We start from the raw sequence: 23,436 nt of genomic DNA, 5'->3' as shown, positions 1-23,436 counted from the left end.
TTCACGGCTTCGGCTTGTCGGGCTTGTCGGTGCCGCCGGTCTCGCGGTTCTCGCCGACGCCGAGATAGATCAGGATCGGCGCGGCGATGAAGATCGACGTATAGGTGCCGACCAGCGCGACGCCGAACATCATGGTCGCGGTGAACGAGTGGATCGCCTGGCCGCCGAACAGCAGCAGCGCGAGCAGCGCGAGCGTCACGGTGACGTGGGTGATGACCGAGCGCGACAGCGTCGAGTTGATGGAGGCGTTGAGCAGATCCTCCATCGGCATCTTCTTGTAACGGCGCAGCATCTCGCGGATACGATCGTAGATGACAACGGTGTCGTTCAGCGAGTAGCCGAGAATGGTCAGCAGCGCCGCGATGCTGGTGAGATCGAAGTCGATCTGCAGCAGCGACATGAAGCCGAGCGTCAACACAAGGTCATGCACGTTGGCGAGCATGGCGCCGAGCGCGAACTGCCATTCGAACCGGAACCACAGATAGATCAGGATTCCCAGGATCGCGCAGACGAGGCCGATGACGCCGTAGGACAGAAGCTCGCTCGACACGCGCGGGCCGACCACCTCGACGCGACGATAATCGACCTCGTTGCCCAGGGCGCCGCGCACCTTCTGCACCGCGGCCTGCTGCGCGGCATCGCCGCCCGGCTGCTCCGCGATGCGGATCAGAACGTCGGTCGGCGCGCCGAACTGCTGGAGCTGGACCTCGCCGAGACCGAGGCCGCCGAGCGTGGTGCGCATCTTGGCGATGTCGGCCGGGCCGGCTTTCGACTGCACCTCGAGCAGCATGCCGCCCTTGAAGTCGATGCCGAAATTCAGCCCGTTAAAGAAATAAAGCGCGATGGCCATGATCGACAGCAGCGCCGAAATCGGAAAGCTGATGCGCCGAAAGCGCATGAAGTCGAATTTGGTATCGTCGGGAACGATGCGGAGCAGGCGCACGGGGAGTCTCCGTCAGATCGGAACGTGCTGGGGACGCCACCACCGCACCCAGTACGCAACGATCAGTCGCGTGAGCGTGAAGGCCGTGAACACCGTGGTGATGATGCCGATGCCGAGAGTGACGGCAAAGCCGCGCACCGGGCCGGTGCCGATATAGAACAGCACGGCGGCCGCGATGAAGGTCGTGATGTTGGAGTCGAGAATGGTGGCGAGCGCGCGGGAGAAGCCGGCATCGATCGCGTTGATCGCGGTGCGCCCGGCCCGCACCTCCTCGCGGATACGCTCATAGATCAGCACGTTGGAGTCCACCGCGATGCCGACGGTCAGCACGATGCCGGCGATGCCGGGCAGCGTCAGCGTCGCGTTCAACAGCGAGAGCACGCCGAAGATCATCGCGACGTTGATCGCGACCGCGATATTGGCGAACAGGCCGAACAGGCCGTAGGTCGCAAACATGAAGATGATCACCATCGCCGCGCCGACATAGGACGACAGCTTGCCCTTCTCGATCGAGTCCTGACCGAGTCCCGGGCCGACGGTGCGCTCTTCGATGATGGTCAGCGGCGCCGGCAGCGCGCCGGCGCGCAGCAGGATCGCGAGATCGTTGGCCTGCTGGACGGTGAAGCCGCCGGAAATCTGCCCCGACCCGCCGAGGATCGGCTCGCGGATCACCGGCGCCGAGATCACCTCGTTGTCGAGCACGATGGCGAACGGCTTGCCGACATTCTCCTGCGTCACCTGGGCGAACTTCCGCGCGCCCGAGGTGTTGAAGCGGAACGAGACGATCGGTTCGCTGGTGCGCTGGTCGAAGCCCGGCTGCGCATCGGTCAGATCGCCGCCCGACACCACCACGCGCTTTTCGATCAGATAGGGCGTCTTCGGCGCCTGCGAGGACATCAGCACTTCGGATTCCGACGGCGGCCGCGTCTGCTGGGCCTGCTGCGCCGACATCGACAGATCGACCAGACGGAAATCGAGTTTCGCGGTCTTGCCGAGCAGCTCCTTGAGCCGTGTCGGATCCTGCAGGCCCGGCACCTGGACGAGAACGCGGTCGGCACCCTGCCGCTGGATCAGCGGCTCGACGGTGCCGAGTTCGTTGACGCGGCGTTCGATGATCTGGATCGACTGGTCGACGGCCTGCCGAACGCGCTCGAGGATCGCGGGGTCCGTCACCGTCAGCCGGATCAGGCCGTTACCCTGATCGGACACATCGATATTGCGCGCCCCGGTGGTGCCGAGAAAGCCGCCGAGCGGCTGCGACAGCTCGCGGAGCTTCGGCAACGCCTGCGCCGCATTGGCGCCGTCGCGAATGCGGACGTCGACGCCGTTGCCGCGCACGACAAGGCCGGTGTAGCCGATGCGCGCGTCGCGCAACACGCGGCGCACCTCGTCGCGCAGCGCCTCGAGCTGTTCCTTGCGCACGGCATTGGTGTCGACCGCGAGCAGGATATGCGAGCCGCCCTGCAGATCGAGGCCGAGCACGAGATGGCGCTGCGCCCATTTCGGCCAGCTCTCGACCGTCTTGGAATCGAAGAAGTTCGGAACCGCGCAAAGGCAGACGAGCAGCGCCGTCAGCAATATCGCCGCCGCCCTCCACCGCGTGAAATAGAGCATGGGTTCCCTTGGTCCTTGCGGAAAAGTGGCGCGCGGGCGGTTAGCTCGCGGCGCCCTCGTCCTTCACCGGCTCGCCCTTGGCGCGCACGTCGGTCAGCATCCCCCGCATCTGACGGATGCGCATGCCCTCGCCGATCTCGATTTCGATCTGTTCGTCGTCCACCACCTTGGTGACCTTGCCGACGAGGCCGCCATTGGTCACGACGGTGTCGCCGCGGCGCACGTTCTTGACCATCTCCTGATGCGCCTTCACGCGCTTCTGCTGCGGGCGCAGGATCAGGAAGTACATAATCACGAAGATCAGCACGAACGGCAGGAGCTGATAGATCATGTCGCCGCCGCCGCCGAGCGGGGAGGCTTGAGCGAAGGCAGGCGTGGAGAACATCGGGACCTCGGCGGTTCGAACAGGGGACGGCCGCAGCCCCGGGCAAATGCCGGTTTTCAGCCGATTTATCGCGCGGACTATAGCCAGCGCGGCCCCAATTGCAACGCCGGTCGCGGCCGAAACGGCCCGAAAAAGCCTGTCTTTCAAGGCAGATGGCTTGCGACCGGGGGGCTGCTTGGCTATGAGCAGCACCAGTCCGCAGGTTCCGCAAAGACGCCAATGGCCAAACGAAAATCCGCTCCGCGCAAAACTGCCAAGTCGACCGCCAAGTCGACGACCAAGCCGGTCACAAAGCCGGCCGCTAGCAAGGCCGCCAGATCCCCGTCATCGAGCGGCCGCGCCAAAACGGCGCAGGCCGGCGACGACGTGCTGTTGCGTATCGCCGATGCGCTGGAGCGCCTCGCCCCGCCGCGGATTTCCGGTCCCGACTGGCGCGCCGCCGACGCTTTCGTCTGGCAGCCGGCCGGCAGCCGGCTTGTCGCGGTTCCGCGCGTCAACAAGGTTGAGATGTCGCTGTTGAAGGGCGTCGACCGGATGCGCGACACGCTGGTGGAGAACACCGAGCGCTTCGCCAAGGGATTGCCGGCCAACAACGCGCTGCTGTGGGGCGCGCGCGGCATGGGCAAGTCGTCGCTGGTCAAGGCGGCGCATGCCGCGGTCAACAAGATGCTCGGCAAAGGCGGCGGCAAATCCGGCGACGAACCGCCGCTCAAGCTGATCGAAATCCACCGCGAGGACATCGAGAGCCTGCCGGAACTGATGGCGCTGACGCGCGCGGCGCCCTACCGCTTCATCGTGTTCTGCGACGACCTGTCGTTCGATACTGACGACACCTCTTACAAGTCGCTGAAGGCGGTGCTCGAGGGCGGGATCGAAGGCCGGCCGGCCAACGTCATCTTTTACGCAACGTCGAACCGCCGGCACCTCTTGTCACGCGACATGATCGAGAACGAGCGCTCGACCGGTATCAATCCCGGCGAGGCGGTCGAGGAGAAAGTGTCGCTATCGGATCGGTTCGGCCTGTGGCTCGGCTTCCACCGCTGCAGCCAGGACGAATATCTCGCGATGGTCGAGGGCTATATCGCCCACCACAAGATCCCGATCGAGGCCGACGAGCTGCGCCGCGAAGCGCTCGAATGGGCGACCACGCGCGGTTCACGCTCCGGCCGCGTCGCATGGCAATACGTCCAGGATCTGGCCGGACGCTTGCGCGTCCCGTTGGAAGACTGACGCGGCCCATTTCGGGCCGCATCACCTTTTCCAATTTTTAGAATGACGCTGCTTACGCGCCGCCGAGATAACGGCTCGGATCGACCGGCGTCGAACCCTTGCGGATTTCGAAGTGGAGCTGCGGCGACGTCACGTTGCCGGTCTGCCCCGCGCGCGCAATCGCCTGCCCGCGCTTGATGCTGTCGCCGCGCTTGACCAGCAATTCGCTGGCATGGGCATAGGCCGACACATAGCCGTTGGCGTGACGGATCAGCACGAGGTTGCCGTAACCCTTCAATTCGTTGCCGGCATAGGCGACGACGCCGTCTTCGGCGGCCTTGACCTCGGTGCCTTCCGGAACCGCGATGTTGATGCCGTCGTTCTGCTGACCGCTTGTCTTCGGCCCGAAACCGGAGATCACGCGGCCGCGCACCGGCCAGCGGAAGGACGGCATGGCGCCGGCCGGCTCGACCGACTTGGTGACCGTCTCGTGCGCAGGCTCCTCGGCCTTCGCGACATTGGCGGTCTGCGCCGGAACCGAAGCGACTTTCTCAACCGGCGCGGTCTGCGGCTTGGCGATCGCCGGAGCTTGCGCGACGGGAGCCGGCTGCGGCGCGCGAACGGCCTGCGGAGCATGGGCGACACGGGGCGCCGACGCATAGGCGGTGCCGGGGATGGTGATCCGGTCGCCGATCGCGACCCGCGTATTGGCCGGAATGTTGTTGGCGTGCGCGATCTTGCTGAGCGACACGCCATAGCGGCGCGACAGCGCCATCAGGGTTTCGCCGGGCTGCACGACATGGACGGTGCCCGCGCCGTTGTCGGCGCTGCGCGTCTGCGCCGGCACCGCGGCAACCGGAGCCGGCTGCGGCGGCGCGACATGCGCGGGCGCGGCGGACGCGGTGCGCGAAGCAGCGCCATCGAGCGCGTAGCGCGGGATCACCAGCCGCTGCCCCGGACGCACCTGCGACGGGCTCGACAGATTGTTGGCCTGAAGGATCGCCGCCACCGGCACGCCGTGACGGCGGCCGATCGTTTCGACGTTCTCGTTGGGGCCGACCGTAACCGGCGTGCCGCCTTCCCAGGTCCAGTGACCGGATGGCGCGGCCGGACGCGGCGCGTTGACCGAACCGGTGATGTCGTTACCGGGAACCGCCGCCGGCGGGCGATAGGCGCCCATGCCGCCTGCCCCGTAGGACACGCCGGAACCGGGATTGGCGGCCGCGACTGTCTGCGGGCGGCTCGGCGCAGGCAGCGGCGCCGACTGCACGCTGGCGGTGCGGGCCGGACGCGAGACCGAGCCGGTCACGTCGTTGCGGGCCTGCGGAGACGGGTTCGAGGCGAAGGGGTTTTCGATGTCGAAACGGCCGGAGTCCGAGCAACCGGCCACGCCGACGGCGATCAAAGCGAGAAGGGCAACGCGCGAGCCGGAAACCGGGCGCGACGGTCCTGAATTGCGCGGCATGTGGTTACTCACTCATACGCGAACTATGTCGCGTTTTAGTAAACACGGAGCGAGTAAATAAGGTTTTAAGTTTTGCCGTGCAGCGCCAGATCGTTTGCGCGCCGACTAAAATGTCACAATTCGCGCGCCTGCCCGGGCAACATCGGCACGAATCGTACCGGGATCAGTTTCTCGCGCGCGAGACCCGTTTCCGATTTGGTAACTCTGACGATGTGCTGCACGCCGTCGTGCGGGCCGACCGGCAGGATCATCACCCCGCCCTCGCCGAGCTGCTCGGCAAGCGCCGGCGGCACGTCCTCGGCGGCTGCGGTGACGATGATGCGGTCGAACGGCGCCTTGTCCGGCGCGCCGGCAAAGCCGTCGCCGGTCATCACCTCGACATTGCCGTAGCCGTCGGCCGCGAGCTTCTTGCGTGCGGCGTCGGCAAGCGTGCGGTAGCGCTCGATGCTGACGACCTCGCGCGCGAGCCGCGACAGCACGGCGGCCTGATAGCCGGAGCCGGTGCCGATCTCGAGCACGCGATGATGCGGCTTCACGTCGAGCTGCTCGGTCATGTAGGCGACGACGTAAGGCTGGCTGATGGTTTGTCCGCAGGCGATCGGCAGCGCGCGGTCGGCATAGGATTCGGGCGTGAAGCCGTCGCCGACATAGTGCTCGCGCCGCACGTCGTCCATCGCGCGCAGCACCGCCTTGTCGGTGATGCCGCGCTGGCGCAGCGTCAGCATGAATTCCATGCGGCCGGTGTCGGCCTTGTCGTGCGGGTGATCGGCCACCGTCGACTCCTGGCGCATCATAGCATGCGCCGGGGATACCGAAGGAGGCTGTCAGCCGAAGACGTCCGCCAGTTGCGTCATGAAAGGCTCGTCGGTCAGGTCGAGCCGCAGCGGCGTGATCGAAATCTTCTTGTCGGACAGCGCACGCAGGTCGGTTCCCTGCCCGGCTTCCGCGGCCGGGCCGCGGCCGAAGGCCACCCAGAAATACGGATTGCCGCGCCCGTCGTTGCGCGCGTCGATGCGGAGCAGTTCCTGATCGCGCTTGCCCTGCGCCGTGACGGCGATGCCGGCGACATCGTCCGGCGTGCAGTCGGGGAAATTGATGTTGACCAGCACGTCGCGCGGCATGCCGGCGTCGAGGATGCGCTTGACGAGATTGGGCGCAAACTGGATCGCGGTGTCCCAATGCGGCTGGCCCTTGGTCTCGAAACCGTAGGCCTGCGACAGCGCAAAGGACGGAATCCCCAGCGTGGTTCCCTCCATCGCGCCGGCGACCGTGCCGGAATACAGCACGTCCTCCGCGGCGTTGCGGCCGCGATTGATGCCGGACAGCACCAACGTCGGCTTGTCCTTCAGGACATGCCGCACGCCCATGATGACGCAGTCGGTCGGCGTGCCCTTCACCGCGAAGTGCCGCGGGCCGACTTCGCGCAGCCGCAGCGGGTCGTTGAGCGACAGCGAATGCGAGACGCCGGACTGGTCGGTCTCGGGCGCCACCACCCAGACGTCGTCCGACAATAGCCGCGCGATCTCCTCGCAGGCTTTCAGGCCCGGCGCGTGGATGCCGTCGTCGTTGGTTACGAGAATACGCATGGATTATTTCGCGATGACTTTCACGCCGCCCATATAGGACGCGAGCGCGTCGGGCACAACGATGGAGCCGTCGGCCTGCTGATAGGTCTCCATCACCGCGATCAACGCGCGGCCCACCGCGACGCCGGAGCCGTTCAGCGTGTGGACATAGCCCTTCACCTTGCCGTCCTTGCCGCGATAGCGCGCGTTCATGCGGCGCGCCTGGAAGTCGCCGCACACCGAGCAGGACGAGATTTCGCGGAACATGTTCTGTCCCGGCAGCCACACCTCGATGTCGTAGGTCTTGCGCGAGGCAAAGCCCATGTCGCCGGTGCAGAGCGTGACGACGCGGTAGTGCAGGTCGAGCTTCTGCAGCACCTTCTCGGCGCTTTCCAGCATGCGCTCGTGCTCGGCCAAGGCCTGCTCGGGGGTCGCGATCGAGACGAGCTCGACCTTGGTGAACTGGTGCTGGCGGATCATGCCGCGGGTGTCCTTGCCGGCCGCGCCCGCTTCGGCGCGGAAGCACGGCGTGCAGGCGGTCAGCCGCATCGGCAATTTGTCTTCGTCGACGATCGACTCGCGGACGAGATTGGTCAGCGGCACTTCGGCGGTCGGGATGAGCCAGAATTCGTTGGTCGTCCTGAACTGATCCTCGGCAAATTTCGGCAGTTGCGCCGTTCCGAACATCACGTCGTCGCGCACAAGAATGGGCGGATTGACTTCGGTGTAACCGTGCTCCTCGGTATGCGTATCGAGGAACAACTGCCCGAGCGCGCGTTCGAGTCGCGCCAGCCCTTTCTGCAACACGACGAAGCGCGCGCCGGAGAGTTTCGCGGCGAGTTCGAAATCCATCTGGCCCAAAGCTTCGCCCAGATCGAAATGCTGCTTCGGCGCGAAGGCGTAATTCCGCTTCTTGCCCCATGTTCGATACTCGACGTTGTCGTGCTCGTCTTTTCCATCGGGCACGTCGTCGAGCGGCAGGTTCGGAATCTGCGCAAGCTCTTTCTCGAGCGCGGCGGAAGCCGCCTTCTCCTCGGCCTCCATCGCCGGCATCGACTCTTTCAACTCCGCGACCTCGGCCATCAGCTTTTGCGCCGTCGTCTCGTCCTTCTTCGCCTTGGCCTGGCCGATCTCTTTCGAGGCCGCGTTGCGGCGCGCCAGCGCCTGCTCGAGCTTGGTGATGAGCGCGCGGCGCGTCTCGTCGAGGCTGATCAGTTTGCCGGCGAGCGGTTCAAGCCCGCGCCTTGCAAGGCCACGGTCGAAAGCGTCCGGATTGTCGCGGATCCAGCGGATATCGTGCATGGCGGTGACGTATAAACAGAATCGTGGCGCAGATATAGCGCTTTGAAAGCGCGTTGTATCATTCCGGACGCCACGAACGTGGCGATCCGGAATCCAGAAACAAGCTCAGCGCGCTTTGGCTGGATTCCGGGTCCGTCACGCCTTCGCCCTTCGGGCTCGGCGGACGTCCCGGAATGACCGAGATTTGGATATTGCTAAGCCAGCGCCAGCTTGAGGAAGGGACGCAGTTCCTCGGGCACGTCCGAGCGCTTGGCCATCAGCCCGGCGAGGTCCTGATCCTTGCGCGACTCGTTGACCAGCTTGACGAAGCTGTTCTCCGAGAATTCCGCACCGGCATTGGCGGTGACCTTGCGCACCACCGCGCGGTCGCCGCTTTCGACCAGCGCCTCGGTGACCAGCGGACGGATGTGCGAACGGCCGGCGATCGCGAGGCGGTGGCCCTGCCCCTTGGTCTTGGCGACGCTGACGAGATCGACGTCGGCCAGCACGGTGGACTTCTCGAGGATCGGCCCGGCCACCGCGAGATTGTTGTCGTAGGACAGCCGCACCATGACCTCGACGGGCGCGTATTCGAGGCCGGACAGCCTCGACGACAGATCGGCCAGCGCCTTGGTATCGACGTCCTTGATCAGCGACTTCATGATGCTGTCGAAAGCGGCGATCTGCTCGCTGCTGAACTGGGCGGCCCCGGTCACGAACATATCGGTGACCTCGCGCAAAATCGAAAGCCGCTGCGCCGCCGCGAGGCGCGCAAAAGCTGCTTCGAGATTTGCCAACAGGGCCTGTCGTTCCGGGCTCATCAAACCACGCTCGGCCGGAACCGCCGGCTCACGCTCAACACATCAGAAGCGTCACAATCGGACAAAATCCCCCAAAGAATGATTAAAATGGCGTCCAAACGCCGCCGGCCTGCCCCAAACGGCCCGCAACGCCGCCGGCGAGGCGCGGACATGCTTGCCGGCAGGTTAGCGGCGCATCGCGGTTTGTAATGAAGCCGCGGCTCAGGCCGAGGAGTTTGTCGTGGAATCCGCCGCCGGGGCCGCCGCCGCGGCCTTCTTCTCGATCATCCGCACCGACCAGATCGAGCCCTCGTAAAGCAGCAGCAGCGGGATCGCCAGCGAGAGCTGGCTGATGATGTCGGGCGGCGTCAGCACCGCGGCGAGCACGAAAGCGCCGACGATGAAATAGCGCCGCTTTTCCCGCAGCATTTGCGACGAGACGACGCCGATCCGTCCCAGCAGCGTCAGGATCACCGGCAGCTGGAACGCGATGCCGAAGGCGAACACCAGCGCCATCATCAGCGACAGATACTCGCCCACCTTCGGCAACAGCGCGATCTCGGCGCCGCCGTCGCCGACCTGCTGCATGCCGAGCGAGAAGCGCACCAGCATCGGCAGCACCAGGAAATAGACCACCAGCGCGCCGAGCACGAAGAAGATCGGCGTCGCGATCAGATAGGGAATGAAGGCCTTGCGCTCGTGGCGATAAAGGCCCGGCGCGACGAACATGTAAATCTGCGACGCCACCACCGGGAACGACAGGAAAGCCGCGCCGAACATCGCGAGCTTCAACTGGGTGATGAAATATTCGAGCAGCGCCGTGTAGATGAACTTCGAATTGGCTGCGCCGGCGACCCACACGAACGGCCAGACCAGCACGTTGTAGATCTGTTTCGCAAACACGAAGCACAGCGCGAAGGTGATCGCGAAAGCGATCAGCGCCTTGATGAGGCGCGACCGCAATTCGATCAAGTGCTCCATCAGCGGAGCCTTGCTCGCCTCGATCTCGTCTTGATCCGAGCTCATGCCCCGGCCTGCTTTTTCGGCGCGGCGTCGTCCGGCTCAACCGGCGGACTGTCCGGCGGCGGCGAATTCTCGACCGCAGCGGTGCCGGACGACGGCAGTTCTGTCGGGATGTCCGCCGGCTTGTCCTCGAAGGCGCTTTCGATGTCCTTCTTGACGTCGGCAACCGGGTCGTAGCTCGTGAGATCGGTCGCGGTATTGCCGAGATCGTCGACCTGCTTTTTCAGGTCGGCCATCTCGGCCTCGCGCATCGCTTCCTGGAATTGGCCCTGGAACTCGGACGCCATACGGCGAACCTTGCCCATCCAGAAACCGATGGAGCGCAGGACGCCCGGCAGTTCCTTGGGGCCGATGACGACCAACGCGACGACCGCGATGACGACCAGCTCGCTCCAGCCGACGTCGAACATGCAAGATCAACTCCAGAGCCCGGCAGGACCAAGCTGTCCCGCGCGGGCGAACGCGACGCCCGGATTCCTGCCCGGCGGCAATGCCGCCGGCTCCGAGCGCCGCAACGCGGCTGCTGTCAGGATTCCGATCGCGCCTTGAGATTGTCGCTCGAGGACGAGGTCTCGGCCTTGTGATCGATCGTCTTGGTTTCGGCTTTCGTCTCGCCCGGCTTCTCGTCGTCGGCCATGCCCTTCTTGAAGGCCTTGATGCCCTGAGCGACGTCGCCCATCAGGTCGGAAATCTTGTTGCGGCCGAACAGCAGCAGGACCACGACGATAACGATGATCCAGTGCCAGATACTGAAGGAACCCATCCACACATCCTCCGCAGCGCTTAGGCTGCTTGTTTTATATTGTCCCCCAAAAGCTTAAGCGGGAAATTAGGCTCCCGACCGGGCAAAAACAAGCGCTCCGCCCGCGTCATACGGGCCGGATTCCGGCGCTTCCCGGGGCTCGATTAACCGTGTTGGCGCAAATCACTCGTCGGTGCGCGAGACCGGCGGCGCAAGGCCGAGGTCGAGATCGCCCGGCTCGAGCGGATCCTCGTCATCGCGCAGCGTGGTGTCGTCGGACGGCATCGGCACCTGGAAGTCCGGCGGCAGCCGGCCGTCGAGCAGCCCGGCGCCCCTGAGTTCCTCGAGGCCCGGCAGATCGCCGACCTCCTCGAGGCTGAACTGCGACAGGAAGTCCTCGGTGGTGCCGAAGGTCAGCGGACGGCCCGGCACCTTGCGGCGGCCGCGCGGGCGAATCCAGCCGGTCTCCAGCAGCACGTCGAGCGTGCCCTTGGAGACGACCACGCCGCGGATCTCCTCGATCTCGGCGCGCGTCACCGGCTGGTGATAGGCGATGATCGCCAGCGTCTCGATCGCCGCGCGCGACAGCTTGCGCGTCTCGACCGACTTCTTGGTCAGCAGCCACGACAGATCGCCCGCGGTGCGGAAGGTCCACTTCTTGCCGACCTTCACCAGATTGACGCCGCGGGTGGCGTATTCGGCTTTCAGTTGCGTGAGCGCGTCGCGCACGTTGACGCCGTCCGGCAATTGCTTGCCGAGCGTCGCCTCGTCGAGCGGCGCCGCGGCGGCAAACAGCAACGCTTCGAGAATGCGCAATTCGTCCGGGCGCGCGTTTTCGTCGGCCGCGCCGGCCTGTTCCGTTGCTTCGCCCTGCCCGGTTTGCTCGCCCTGCTCGGTCATGTCGCCCGATGCCTGTTCGGTCCGCGGATCGGCCTGATCGCGGGTTTCCGACTCCTCATCCTGCACAATCACGAGCTTCTTGGCCACGCTCGGCATTGACGGCGGCTCCCCCTGCTTGTCTTACGCATCTTGCTGTTACGCATCCTGTACGCTGTCACCTGTGACCGGCGCGCCGCCGACGCGCTTGCGCATGTAGAGCGGCGCGAAAGCCTGTTTCTGATGAATCTCGGCGACGCCCTCGCGCACCAGTTCGAGCGTGGTGGCGAATGACGATGCGAACACCGTCGCCACCATCGAGGGCTCCACCACATAGCTGATGAGATATTTGTCGAGCGGCGTCCAGTCCGACGTCTCGCCTATCAACCGCTCGAGCGCGGAACGCGCTTCCGCGAGCGACCACACGGTGCGTTTCTTGAGATGCACGCTCGACAGCACGGTGCGCTGGCGCTGCGCGGCATAGGCGGTGAGCAGGTCGTACAGCGTCGCGGTGTATTGCGACTGCTTGACCTCCGCGATCGGCTCCGGCGCGCCGCGGCCAAAAATATCGCGGTTGAATTGCGGCCGTTCCATCAGCTGCGTCGCGACGTTGCGGAACGCTTCGAGCCGGCGCAGGCGGTGGGCGAGCGCGAGCGCCATATCCTCGGCGCTCGGGCCGTCGGCCGATGTGGTGTCCGGCAACAGCAGACGCGATTTCAGATAAGCGAGCCACGCCGCCATCACGAGATAATCGGCCGCCAGCTCGAGCCGCAACTTGCGCGCCGCCTCGATGAAGGTGAGGTACTGGTCGGCCAGCGCGAGGATCGAAATCTTGGCGAGATCGACTTTCTGCTGGCGCGCGAGCGTCAGCAACAGATCGAGCGGACCTTCGAAGCCGTCGACATCGACCATCAGCGCCGGCTCGTCGCTGCCGCGCTCGTCGTCGATCGTGGTTTCGATCATGTCACTCATGTCCGGTCGGTCCCGCTTCGTCGTGTCAAACTTGTGCGCCGGCGGTCAGCTCCGCAAAGCGCGCGCGCCCTGCCGTCACGTCGAACGCATCCGGTGCATGGCGCTCGGCAAGCGCGGCGTCGGAGCGCCGCAACGCCTCTCCGACAAGCACCGGCGCTTCGCCGGCAACTGCGCGCATCTCGGCGAGATCGCCGTTGCAATGGAGCACGACGTCGCAGCCGGCCGCGATCGCCGCGCGGCTGCGCTGCGCAATCGTGCCCGACAGGGCGCCCATCGAAACGTCGTCGCTCATCAGCAGTCCCTGGAACCCGATCCAGCCGCGAATCACTTCGCCTAGCATTGTGACCGATGTTGTGGCCGGTGTGGCCGGATCGATCGAAGAAAACACAACATGCGCCGTCATCCCCAGCGGCAGGCCGGCGAGCGGACGAAATGCGGCAAAGTCGGTCCGCTCGAGGGTGGCGCGCGGGGTGTCCACCACCGGCAGCTTCAGGTGGCTGTCGGCGGTGGCGCGGCCGTGGCCCGGCAGGTGCTTGAGCACCGGCAAAACCCCGCCCCGCATCAGGCCGCGGGCGACCGCCGCGGCGATATCCGCCACCTTGTCGGGCCGGTCGCCATAGGCGCGGTCGCCGATGATCGGATCGCCCTGCGCCACCGGCACGTCGGCCAGCGGCAGGCAGTCGGTATCGATGCCGACCTCGCGCAGGTCGTGGGCGATCAGCCGGGCGCCCAGTTCGGCCGCTTCGAGGCCGGTGTCCCGGCGGACGTCGTAGAGCGCCGCATAGCGCGCGCCGGGCGGATAGGCCGGCCAGTGCGGGGGTCCGAGCCGCTGGACCCGTCCGCCTTCCTGATCGACCAGAATGACGGCCTCGCGGCCGAGCGCATCGCGGATTGATTTTGCTAAATCAGAGACTTGTGCCTTGTCGCTGACATTTCTCTTGAACAGGATCGCGCCCCACGGGTCCGCGTCCCGCAGGAAAGTCCGTTCCTCGTTTGTCAGCGTGAGGCCGGACACGCCGGCAATAAAAGCGCGTGGCGCCGCCATTGGCGCGGATTAGCCCGCCGCCGCTGAAAGCTCAAGAATGCCTGTTCAAATCTTCTGGACGATGCACTGCCCGCCGGCAGCCTTCAGACTGTTGCACAGCTCGGACGCGTCGCTGGCGCTGGCGAAGGGGCCGACCATCGCCCGGTAGTACACGCCTTTGCTGCCGAGATCGGCCCGGCGGATCATCACCTGCTTGCCGCCAAGCTGGCTCGGGTAGCGGCCCTGCATGTTGCGGAACGCCGCCTGGGCGTCGGCCTCGCTCCGTTGCGAGGAAATCTGCACGGCATAGCCGCCATTGCCGTTGCTGGCCGGCGCTGACGCGACCCGCGGTGGCGGAGCCGCGCGGACCGGCGCGGCCGGTGCTGCCGGCGCGGCGTTCGCGCCGGGCGTCAGCGAGAGCGGAGGATTCGTCGCAGCCGAGCGGTGCGGCGCGGGCGCAGCGGGACGGCTTTGCGGCCGGTTATCATCCTGCGCAGCCAGCGGCATCGGCGCACTGGCCGTCCGCGCCGGTTGCGCCTGCGTTGGCGGCTGCGGCGCAGGCTGCTGCGCCGTCGCCGTCGTATCACTTCCGTTCGGCGGCTGATCGGGACGGATGGCGATCGTCTTGACCTTCTTCGGCGCATAGAGCGCCGGCGCACCCGACGGCACCACAGCCTGCGGCGCAACAGCCGCATTGGCGCCGCCCGTCATTGTCGTCTGCATGGTCTGCTTGGCGAGATCGACCGGCTGCTCCTCGCGCGAGACCAGCCGCTCGCTCTGAATCTTTTCGCCGATCCGGTCGTTGATCAGCTTGTTCGACTGCGCGGTCGCGGCCGGCGGCACGACCTTGCTCGGCGCGCTCTCCGCCTTGATGACCGGCGGCGGCGCGGAGCCGGACGACCCAAACATCGCGCGATAGCCGAGTGCGCCGGCCGTGCCGACGATGGCCAGCGCAAAGACGCCGGCGATCACGAGAACGCTGAGACGGCGGCGCGGCGGCGGCACGTCGTCATAGTAAGCATCCTGCCCCGCCTGCATGTGGTCTTGTGCAAAGACCGCGGGGTCGTAGCCGGGACCGTCGTGATATCCCTGCCCCGCCAACTGCGGCGCATGACCGGGAGCCTGGCCGTAATCAGGCTGACTGTTCGGCTGCGCGCCGAACGGCAAGCCGAATTGCGACGGCTCATAGTGGTGAGGCGGCGCCGGCGGATCGTAGTGCGGCGGGTCGAAAGACGGCAGCGCGCGCGGAGCCGGCGCGACCGACTCGGCCGTCATGTCGGAAGCGCCGCGCTGGGTGCGGCCGAATTCGGCGAAAGGATCGGTCTGCCCGATCAGCCGCGCAAGCTCGGCAAGCGGATCGCTGGCAGCGGGTTGGCTCGCACTCGACGGCAGCGATGACGCGCCGGTGGTGCGGCCGAAGGAGTCATCCGAACGAAATGGTTTTCGGTAGCCGTCGTCCGCCATCAGATCCCCGAATACAGGCGTCGCTCTTGCACTATTCTGGTGCGACCAGGGCGTTTGCCGGCCGACCGCTGGCCGGGCCGACGTTCATCGCATCTCTTCCGGCGCCGTGACCCCGAGCAAGGCCAATCCTGACGCCAAGACCCCGGCAACGCCTTGAACCAGCGCGAGCCGGGCCACGGTCAGTTCTGGATTATTTTGGATAATGAAGCGTAAATGAGGCAAGTCATTTCCGCGCGTCCATTGCGCGTGAAATTCGCTTGCAAGCTCATAGAGATAGAACGCCACCCGGTGCGGCTCATGAGCGAGCGCGGCGGCCTCGACGAGCCGCGGATACTGGGCGATCCGCCGTATCAGCGACAGCTCGCCGGCATCGTCCAGCGCATCGATTGGCGCCTTGCCGAGGAAGGCCCGCCGCTCCGCGCTGTTGAGCGGCAGCGCGGGGACGGTTTCGCGCGCATTGCGGAACACGGACTCGGCCCGCGCGTGGCCGTACTGCACATAGAACACCGGATTGTCGCGCGACTGCTCGATGACCTTTTCGAGATCGAAGTCGAGCGGCGCGTCGTTCTTGCGGTAAAGCATCATGAAGCGGACGGCGTCGCGGCCGACCTCCTTCACGACGTCGCGCATCATGATGTAGTCGCCGGCCCGCTTCGACATCTTGACCGGCTCGCCGCCGCGCAGCAGCTTCACGAGCTGAACGATCTTGACGTCGAGCGTCGCCTTGCCGCCGCTCACCGCGGCGACCGCCGCCTGCATGCGCTTGACATAGCCGCCGTGGTCGGCGCCCCACACGTCGATCAGATTGAGGAAGCCGCGGTCGACCTTGGACTTGTGATAGGCGATGTCGGAGGCGAAATAGGTGTAGCTGCCGTCCGATTTCATCAGCGGCCGGTCGATGTCGTCACCGAATTCGGTGGCCCGGAACAGCGTCTGCTCGCGATCTTCCCAATCCTCGACCGGCGCGCCCTTGGGCGGCGGCAGACGGCCTTCGTAGATGTGCCCCTGCTGACGCAGCGCCTTGATCGTCTCGGCAACCTGATCCTTCGGCTTGTCGTCGGCTTTTTGCGGCGCGAACGGATCGAACTCGCCTTCGATCAACGAGCGTTCGGAGAAGAACACCTCGGGCACGACATTGAGGCCCATCAGGTCGTTGCGGATCTCCGCGAGCATCATGTCGATGGCGCGGGTGCGCACGATCGGCAGCCACTCGCTCTCCGGCATCTGCTTGAGCTCCTGGTCGTAATCCTTGGCCAGTTCCTCGCCGCATTCCTTGAGGTAGTCGCCCGGATAAAGCCCGTCCGGGATTTCGCCGATGGCGTCGCCGAGCGCCTCGCGATAGCGCAGGAACGCCGAGCGCGCGAGCACGTCGACCTGCGCGCCCGCGTCGTTGACGTAATATTCGCGCGTCACCGCGTAGCCCGCGAACGCCAGCAGATTGCACAGCGCATCGCCGAACACCGCGCCGCGGCCATGACCGACATGCAGCGGACCGGTCGGATTGGCGGAGACGTATTCGACATTCACCTTCTCGGCCTTGCCGATGCCGCTCGCGCCGTAGTGTTCGCCGGCGGCGATCGCGGCGCGCAATTCCTCATGCCAGCCGCCGACTTTCAGCGAGAGATTGATGAAGCCCGGCCCGGCGATATCCACCTTGGTGATGAGCGGGTCGGCGGCCAGCTTCGCGGCGATCGCCTCGGCAAGCTCGCGCGGCTTCCGACCCGCCTCCTTCGCCAGCACCATCGCGGCATTGGTCGCCATGTCGCCATGCGCGGCATCGCGCGGCGGCTCGACGACGACGCGCGACAGATCGCTCCCCGCCGGAACGAGACCGGCACAGGCCTCGCGCACGCGGTCGAGCACCGTCGCGAAGATGTTTTTCGAAAGGTCCGGCAAGCTCTTGTGTCTCGATGGAAGCCGCGATGGGCGGGATGGGACTCGCGGATTAGCGCAAGCGGCAGGCTCAGTCAAAAATGCCGGAAAATTCCTAATGATTCATCACAGGTCGCTATCGCAGCCGGCTATCTCAACTCGGGCGTCGCCGGAAACAGCCGCGCGTGCTCGACCAGCGCGAAGCGGTCGGTCATGCCGGCGATGTAGTCGGCGATGCGGCGCGCACGGACGCCGAGGTCGCGTCCGTCGAGCCCCTCGCGCCAGTCCGGCGGCAGATCGGCCGGCTTGCGGCTGAAATGCGCGAACAGGTCGCGCACCACCGCCTCGGCGTCGCTCATGATCCGCATCACGCGGGCGTGGCGATACATCCGCGGATAGAGAAAGCCCTTGATCGCGGCGTCGCCCTGCTCCATCCCGGCCGAAAATGCGACCAGCGGACGATCCGCGCGGCGTACGTCCTCGGCGGATCGCGGCGCGAGCGTTGCCGCCCGCGCCCGCGTTTCGGCAACGACGTCCTCGATCGCCACCGTGATGAGACGCCGCACGACCTCATGCGCCCGGCGGGCGTCGTCGAGGCCGGGCACGTCGCGGTCAATTCCCGCAATGATCGTCTCGACGATCGGAACCGCGGCGAGATCGGCGAGCGTAAAAAGCTCGGCCCGCAGCCCGTCATCGATGTCATGCGCGTTGTAGGCGATGTCGTCGGAGATCGCGGCAACCTGCGCCTCGGCGCTGGCGAAGCTCCACAATTCGAGATCCTGGATGCGGCAATAATCGAGGATCGGTTCCGGCACGCCATGCTTGCGGTAGCGCCCGGCCGGCGTGCCGTCACGGTCGGTCAGCGGCCCGTTGTGCTTGACGAGACCCTCGAGCGTTTCCCAGGTCAGATTGAGGCCGTCGAAATCGGGATAACGCCGCTCCAGCGACGTGACGATCTTGAGCGCCTGCGCGTTGTGGTCGAAGCCGCCGCAGTCCGCGAGACAGGCGTCGAGCGCGCGCTCGCCGGCATGGCCGAACGGCGGGTGGCCGAGATCGTGGGCGAGCGCCAGCCCTTCGCTGAGGTCTTCGTCGAGGCCCAGCGCCCGCGCAATCGAGCGCGCGATCTGGACTACTTCCAGGGTATGGGTCAGCCGGGTGCGGAAATGGTCGCCCTCGTGGAAGACGAAGACCTGCGTCTTGTGGGCGAGCCGGCGGAAGGCGCTGGAATGGATGATGCGGTCGCAGTCGCGTCGGAAGTCGTTCCGGCTCATGCTGGGCGGCTCCGGCCGCAGCCGGCCGCGCGAACGGGCCGGGTCCGCCGCATAGGCCACACGCTCACAGGCGGCCGCAATCGCCATAATTCCGCAAATCCTCCGCCTGCCGTGATTTGACGTCCGGGGTTCCCGCACCTAACTAATCGGAATATGGCCTGAGACGAGTCCCTGCAAGGGCATGGGGCGTCGTCCCCGACGCAAGGCCCACCACGACGGACGCACCATGACGGACGCCAATTCCAGCGTGACGGTGAGCGAGCGGGCGGCCCGCCGCATCGGCGAAATTCTCAAGAGCGAGGCGCCCGGCGCCATGCTGCGCGTCAGCGTCGAAGGCGGCGGTTGCTCCGGCTTTCAGTACAAATTCGATATCGAGCGGGCCAAGGCCGACGACGACCTGGTGATCGCGCGCGACGGCGCGACGGTGCTGATCGACGCCGTGTCGGTCGAATACATGGCCGGCTCGGAGATCGACTTCGTCGACGACCTGATCGGCGCGTCCTTCAAGGTCCACAACCCGAAGGCGACGATGTCCTGCGGTTGCGGGACGAGCTTTTCGCTCTGACTTCCGAAAATCCGCCGCCTACTCTGCCGCGACCGCCGGTTTCGTCGGCGGCAGCTCCTCGTGCTGCGGCTCGAGGCGGCGCTTCAGCTTGCGGTCGATGCGGTCGAGATAAATGTAGATCACTGGTGTGATGTAGAGCGTCAGCAACTGGCTCATGATCAGTCCGCCGACCACCGCGACGCCGAGCGGCTGGCGCAATTCGGCGCCGGTGCCGGTGCCGATCGCGATCGGCAGCGCGCCGAAGATCGCGGCGAAGGTCGTCATCATGATCGGGCGGAACCGCAGCGAGGCGGCTTCGCGGATCGCGGCTTCCGCCGACAGGCCGACGCGCCGCCGCTCGATGGCGAAGTCGATCATCATGATCGCGTTCTTCTTCACGATGCCGACCAGCATCACGATGCCGATCATCGCGATCACCGTGAGGTCCATGCGGAACAGCATCAGCGTCAGGATCGCGCCGATGCCGGCCGACGGCAGGCCCGAAATGATCGTGATCGGATGGATGAAGCTCTCGTAGAGGATGCCGAGCACGATATAGGCGGCGAACACCGCGGCGAGGATCAGGATGCCCTGCCCGCGCAGCGAATCCTGGAACACCTGCGCGGTGCCCTGGAAGCCGGTGGTGATCGTCGCCGGCAGATTGGCGTCGCGCTCGAGCTGCGTGATGGCGTCGACCGCCTGGCCGAGCGAATAACCCGAGTTCAGGTTGAACGAGATCGTCACCGCCGGCTGCTGGCCCTGATGGTTGACCTGCAGCGGACCGACCGACGGCACGAATTTCGTCACCGCCGACAGCGGTACCGTCGTGCCGCTCGAGGTCTTCAAATAGACCTTGTGCAGATCGTTCGGGCTCTGCTGGTATTCCGGCTTGCTCTCCAGGATGACCTGGTAATCGTTGGCCGAGGTGTAGATCGTCGCGACCTGACGCGAGCCGAAGGCGTTGTAGAGCTCCTGGCGCACCTGATCGATCGACACGCCATAGACCGCCGCCTTCTCGCGGTCGATCTCGACCGTGATCTGCGGATTCTTGATGTAGAGGTCCGTGGTGACGTCGCGCAGTTGAGGCAGACCCGACATCTTCTCCTGCAGGATCGGCGAGAAGTGATAGAGCGCGTCGGTGTCGTTGGACTGCAGCGTGTACTGGAACTCACTCTTGTTCAGCCGGCCGCCGAGCCGGATGTTCTGGATCGGCTGAAAGAACATCTGGATGCCGGGATAGACATTCGCCTTGGCGCGCAACCGGGCCATGATGACCTTGAGGTCGTCGCGTTCGTGACGCGGCTTCAGCGCGACCAGCATGCGGCCGCTGTTCGGCAGAGAATTGGGACCGCCGGAGCCGACCGTCGAATTGATGTACTCGACCGCCGGATCCTTGCGGACGACCTCCGCGACCTCGTTTTGCAACCGGACCATGGCGTCGAAGCCGATGTCGGTCTTGCCTTCCGTGATACCGAGCACGTAGCCGGTGTCCTCGGTCGGAAAAAAGCCCTTCGGCACGACGATATAGAGCCAGATCGTGCCGGCGATGGTGGCGAGCGTGACGATCAGCATCACCGACTTGAAGGCGAGCACGCGGTCGAGCGACCATTCATAGGAACGCCGCACCGCCTCGAAGGCCGCCTCGAACGTGCGCAGGACGATATTTTCCTTCTCACCCTCCCGGTGAGGCTTGAGCACGCGGGCGCAGAGCATCGGCGTCAGCGTCAGCGACACGAAGCCGGAGATGATGATCGCGATCGAAATGGTGACCGCGAATTCGCGGAACACGCGGCCGACCATGCCGCCCATCAGCAGCACGGGAATGAACACCGCGATCAGCGAGAAAGTGATCGACACGATGGTGAAGCCGATTTCGCGCGAACCCTTGAGCGCCGCCTCGAACGGGCGCATGCCGCCTTCGATATGGCGCACGATGTTCTCGAGCATGACGATGGCGTCGTCGACGACGAAGCCGACCGACAGGGTCAGCGCCAGCAGCGTCATGTTGTTGACGGAGAATCCGAACAGATACATCGCCGCGAAGGTGCCGACGAGCGAGATCGGCACCGCGAGCCCCGGAATGATGGTGGCGGACGCTTTCCGCAGGAACAGGAAGATCACCATGATGACGAGGATGAAGGCGATGCCGAGCGTTTCCTGGACGTTCCACACCGCATCGCGGATCGACAGCGAGCGGTCGAACAGCGTCGCGATCTCGATCGCCTGCGGCACCTGCAGCCGCATCTGCGGCAGCTTGGCCTTGACCATGTCGACGACTTCGACGGTGTTGGCGTCGGGCTGGCGCTGGATCGCGAGCACGATGGCGCGCTTGTCGTTGTACCAGCTCGCCACCCGGTCGTTTTCGACGCTGTCGACGACGCGGGCCACTTCGTTGAGCTTGATCGGCGCGCCGTTGCGATAGGCGACCACGACGTCGCGGTAGTCGGCCGCCTTCGGCATCGCGCCGGTCGCGAGCAGCGTCACCGAGCGGTCCTTGCCGGTCAGCGAGCCGACCGGCGCCGAGGAGTTCGCCTTGGCGACGACGTTGCGGATCTCGTCGAGCGAGATGTTGCGCGCGGCCGCCGCGACCGGATCGACCTGGACGCGCACGGCGAATTTCTGCGCGCCGTAGACCAGCACCTGCGCAATGCCCGACAGTTGCGAAATCTGCGGCGCGAGCACCGTCTCGGCATATTCGTTGATCGCCGACAGCGGCATGCTGTCGGAGCGCAGGCTCAGATACAGCACCGGGAAATCGCCCGGATTCACTTTCCGGAAATACGGCGGCGTCGTCATTTCGGCCGGCAACCGGCGCTGCGCGATCGCGAGTGCGGTCTGTACGTCGAGCGAGGCGCCGTCGATATCGCGGCCGAGATCGAATTGGATGGTGATGCGGGTGGAGCCGATCGAGGACTCCGAATTCATCGACGAAATGCCGGCGATGGTCGAGAGCTGCCGCTCGATCGGCGATGCAACCGACGCCGCCATCGTTTCCGGCGAGGCGCCGGGCAGCGTGGCGCTGATCTGGATGGTCGGAAAGTCGACCGCCGGCAGCGCGGCCACCGGCAGCAACCGGTAGGCGAAGGCGCCGAACACGATCAATGACGCCGTCATCAGTGTGGTCAGGACCGGACGACGGATACACAGCTCGGAAAGATTCATCGGGTCAGCTTCCCGCGGCGGCCTTGGGCTGGCGGATGCTCACCCGCGCACCGTTGGAAAGCCGCAAATGCCCTTCGGTCACGACGGTTTCGCCGTCCTTCAGGCCGGACTCGATGACCGTGTCGGAGTCCACCTGCCGCCCCGTTTCAACCTTGCGCACTTTCGCAACGCCGTTTTCGACCACGAAGACGATGCTGCCGGCCTGGCTGACCTGCACCGCGTCGGTCGGCACCACGACCGCCTCCTCGTTGCGCAGCGTCAGCTCGGTGGTGACCAGCGTGCCGGGCCACAGCGCCTCGTTCTGGTTGCGCATCGTGGCGCGGATGGTGGCCATGCCGGTTGTGGCGTCGACGGTGTTCTCGATCATGCTGACCTGACCGTCGACATGCTGGTTTTCGCCGGGAATTCTCGCCTCGACGGTCGCGGTCTCGGCGGCCAGCGCCTTGCGGATGTCCGGCAACTCCTTCTGGGAGACCGTGAAGGTGACGTAGACCGGCGTGGTCTGGATGATGGTCGCCATCGGCGCCGTGTCGGCCTGGCGCACGAAATTGCCGACCTTCACATTCGCCATGCTGATGCGCCCGGCGATCGGCGCGCGGATGTTGCAGAAGCCGCGCTGGACGTTGAGATTTTCAAGCTGGGCGCGGTTGGATTCCGCGGTCGCGCGGGAGACGTTGACCGCGGTCTGGGCGTTGTTGAGCGTCACCACCGGCGTCGCGTTGCGCGCGGCAAGCTCGGAATAGCGCGACACGTCGCGCTGCGCCTGCGTGAGCGAAGCCTCCGCGCCGTCGATGATCGCCTGAACGCGCTTGATGTCGGCCTCGATCTGCCGGCAATCGAGCGTAAACAGCGGATCGCCCTGCGCGACCCTAGCGCCGTCCTGGAAATGAACCCCGACGATGGTGGTTTCGAGCCGCGCCTTCAGCGCGACGCTCGCCATCGGCGTCACGGTGCCGAGCGCCTCGATGCGATAAGGCACCTGTTTACGCGCCGCCTTGGCGACTTCCACCGGAACGGCGCGCGGCGCCGGCCCGCCCGACACCGCCCGACTGCGGTCGAACCACAGATCGCGCACGAAAAATGCGCCCACGATCACCGCGAGCGCCGCCGCTCCATAGAGCCATTTGCGTCTGGTCATCGACGAATTGCTCGGCCGGGGTCGGTCTGGTTACCGCCCGACAGTTCCCTCATCCCACGAACCGCTTGAACCCTAAGCCTAAATTT

General features: G+C 65.7%; 21 protein-coding genes. 2 read left to right on the top strand and 19 right to left on the bottom strand.

What is annotated here, in order from left to right:
* Position 1: 1 nt before the first annotated feature.
* From secF to yajC, 3 genes are read right to left on the bottom strand one after another with little or no spacing between them, the layout of a single operon-like run.
* Positions 2-898 carry a protein translocase subunit SecF gene (gene secF / locus AB7F10_RS15715; protein ID WP_428562992.1) on the bottom strand — a complete coding sequence of 299 codons (897 nt, stop codon included), beginning with the start codon at positions 896-898 and terminating at the stop codon, positions 2-4.
* A gap of 57 nt (positions 899-955) precedes the next feature.
* On the bottom strand, positions 956-2,557 hold the full coding sequence (secD, locus tag AB7F10_RS15710; protein WP_428562828.1) for a protein translocase subunit SecD: 1,602 nt from the start codon (positions 2,555-2,557) through the stop codon (positions 956-958).
* Between the two features lie 40 nt (positions 2,558-2,597).
* Positions 2,598-2,942, bottom strand: a complete 345-nt coding sequence (gene yajC, locus AB7F10_RS15705; RefSeq protein ID WP_428562830.1) for a preprotein translocase subunit YajC — start codon at positions 2,940-2,942, stop codon at positions 2,598-2,600.
* Positions 2,943-3,161: 219 nt separating this feature from the next.
* Between yajC and AB7F10_RS15700 the strand changes: the two genes are divergently transcribed.
* Positions 3,162-4,172 carry an ATP-binding protein gene (locus AB7F10_RS15700; protein ID WP_428562832.1) on the top strand — a complete coding sequence of 337 codons (1,011 nt, stop codon included), beginning with the start codon at positions 3,162-3,164 and terminating at the stop codon, positions 4,170-4,172.
* Positions 4,173-4,224: 52 nt separating this feature from the next.
* Here the strand turns inward: AB7F10_RS15700 and AB7F10_RS15695 are convergent, their stop codons facing one another.
* The 14 genes from AB7F10_RS15695 to AB7F10_RS15630 form a co-directional block, all read right to left on the bottom strand.
* Positions 4,225-5,616: a peptidoglycan DD-metalloendopeptidase family protein gene (locus AB7F10_RS15695; RefSeq protein WP_428562834.1), complete on the bottom strand. Its 1,392-nt coding sequence runs from the start codon at positions 5,614-5,616 to the stop codon at positions 4,225-4,227.
* 113 nt (positions 5,617-5,729) lie between these two features.
* Positions 5,730-6,350, bottom strand: coding sequence for a protein-L-isoaspartate(D-aspartate) O-methyltransferase (locus AB7F10_RS15690; RefSeq protein WP_428562994.1), 621 nt, complete (start codon positions 6,348-6,350; stop codon positions 5,730-5,732).
* Between the two features lie 90 nt (positions 6,351-6,440).
* A complete protein-coding gene (gene surE / locus AB7F10_RS15685) occupies positions 6,441-7,202 on the bottom strand; it encodes a 5'/3'-nucleotidase SurE (protein ID WP_428562836.1) in 762 nt (253 codons plus the stop codon).
* Between the two features lie 3 nt (positions 7,203-7,205).
* Positions 7,206-8,483 (bottom strand): serine--tRNA ligase, encoded by a 1,278-nt coding sequence (serS, locus tag AB7F10_RS15680; RefSeq protein ID WP_428562838.1) that lies wholly within the window; start codon positions 8,481-8,483, stop codon positions 7,206-7,208.
* Between the two features lie 194 nt (positions 8,484-8,677).
* On the bottom strand, positions 8,678-9,283 hold the full coding sequence (locus AB7F10_RS15675) for a DUF2336 domain-containing protein (RefSeq protein WP_428562840.1): 606 nt from the start codon (positions 9,281-9,283) through the stop codon (positions 8,678-8,680).
* A gap of 201 nt (positions 9,284-9,484) precedes the next feature.
* Positions 9,485-10,288, bottom strand: coding sequence for a twin-arginine translocase subunit TatC (gene tatC / locus AB7F10_RS15670; RefSeq protein WP_428562842.1), 804 nt, complete (start codon positions 10,286-10,288; stop codon positions 9,485-9,487).
* A complete protein-coding gene (gene tatB, locus AB7F10_RS15665; RefSeq protein WP_428562844.1) occupies positions 10,285-10,695 on the bottom strand; it encodes a Sec-independent protein translocase protein TatB in 411 nt (136 codons plus the stop codon). The genes tatC and tatB overlap by 4 nt, the downstream gene beginning before the upstream one ends.
* 116 nt (positions 10,696-10,811) lie before the next feature.
* Positions 10,812-11,048, bottom strand: coding sequence for a twin-arginine translocase TatA/TatE family subunit (locus tag AB7F10_RS15660; RefSeq protein WP_428562846.1), 237 nt, complete (start codon positions 11,046-11,048; stop codon positions 10,812-10,814).
* A 162-nt stretch (positions 11,049-11,210) separates the two neighbouring features.
* A complete protein-coding gene (scpB, locus tag AB7F10_RS15655) occupies positions 11,211-12,023 on the bottom strand; it encodes an SMC-Scp complex subunit ScpB (protein WP_428562848.1) in 813 nt (270 codons plus the stop codon).
* Between the two features lie 39 nt (positions 12,024-12,062).
* Positions 12,063-12,875, bottom strand: a complete 813-nt coding sequence (locus tag AB7F10_RS15650; RefSeq protein WP_428562850.1) for a segregation and condensation protein A — start codon at positions 12,873-12,875, stop codon at positions 12,063-12,065.
* A gap of 25 nt (positions 12,876-12,900) precedes the next feature.
* Positions 12,901-13,920 carry a beta-N-acetylhexosaminidase gene (gene nagZ, locus AB7F10_RS15645; protein WP_428562852.1) on the bottom strand — a complete coding sequence of 340 codons (1,020 nt, stop codon included), beginning with the start codon at positions 13,918-13,920 and terminating at the stop codon, positions 12,901-12,903.
* A gap of 45 nt (positions 13,921-13,965) precedes the next feature.
* Complete coding sequence (locus AB7F10_RS15640) at positions 13,966-15,363, bottom strand: SPOR domain-containing protein (RefSeq protein ID WP_428562854.1); 1,398 nt, start codon at positions 15,361-15,363, stop codon at positions 13,966-13,968.
* Positions 15,364-15,447: 84 nt separating this feature from the next.
* Complete coding sequence (locus AB7F10_RS15635) at positions 15,448-17,259, bottom strand: arginine--tRNA ligase (RefSeq protein WP_428562856.1); 1,812 nt, start codon at positions 17,257-17,259, stop codon at positions 15,448-15,450.
* A gap of 125 nt (positions 17,260-17,384) precedes the next feature.
* Positions 17,385-18,593 carry a deoxyguanosinetriphosphate triphosphohydrolase gene (locus AB7F10_RS15630; RefSeq protein ID WP_428562858.1) on the bottom strand — a complete coding sequence of 403 codons (1,209 nt, stop codon included), beginning with the start codon at positions 18,591-18,593 and terminating at the stop codon, positions 17,385-17,387.
* A gap of 139 nt (positions 18,594-18,732) precedes the next feature.
* Here AB7F10_RS15630 and erpA point away from each other — a divergent pair, with 139 nt between their 5' ends.
* The gene (gene erpA / locus AB7F10_RS15625) at positions 18,733-19,071 is read left to right on the top strand and encodes an iron-sulfur cluster insertion protein ErpA (RefSeq protein ID WP_428562860.1); all 339 of its coding nucleotides are present in this window, start codon (positions 18,733-18,735) and stop codon (positions 19,069-19,071) included.
* An 18-nt stretch (positions 19,072-19,089) separates the two neighbouring features.
* Here the strand turns inward: erpA and AB7F10_RS15620 are convergent, their stop codons facing one another.
* Complete coding sequence (locus tag AB7F10_RS15620; RefSeq protein ID WP_428562862.1) at positions 19,090-22,212, bottom strand: efflux RND transporter permease subunit; 3,123 nt, start codon at positions 22,210-22,212, stop codon at positions 19,090-19,092.
* A gap of 4 nt (positions 22,213-22,216) precedes the next feature.
* Entirely contained in the window at positions 22,217-23,350 is a 1,134-nt protein-coding gene (locus AB7F10_RS15615; protein ID WP_428562864.1) for an efflux RND transporter periplasmic adaptor subunit, read from the bottom strand.
* Between the last annotated feature and the right edge of the window lie 86 nt (positions 23,351-23,436).

Origin of the sequence: Pseudolabrys sp. (genome assembly GCF_050250095.1) — a bacterium.
GTDB lineage: Bacteria > Pseudomonadota > Alphaproteobacteria > Rhizobiales > Xanthobacteraceae > Pseudolabrys.
This window is presented reverse-complemented; position numbering and strand designations above follow the sequence as displayed.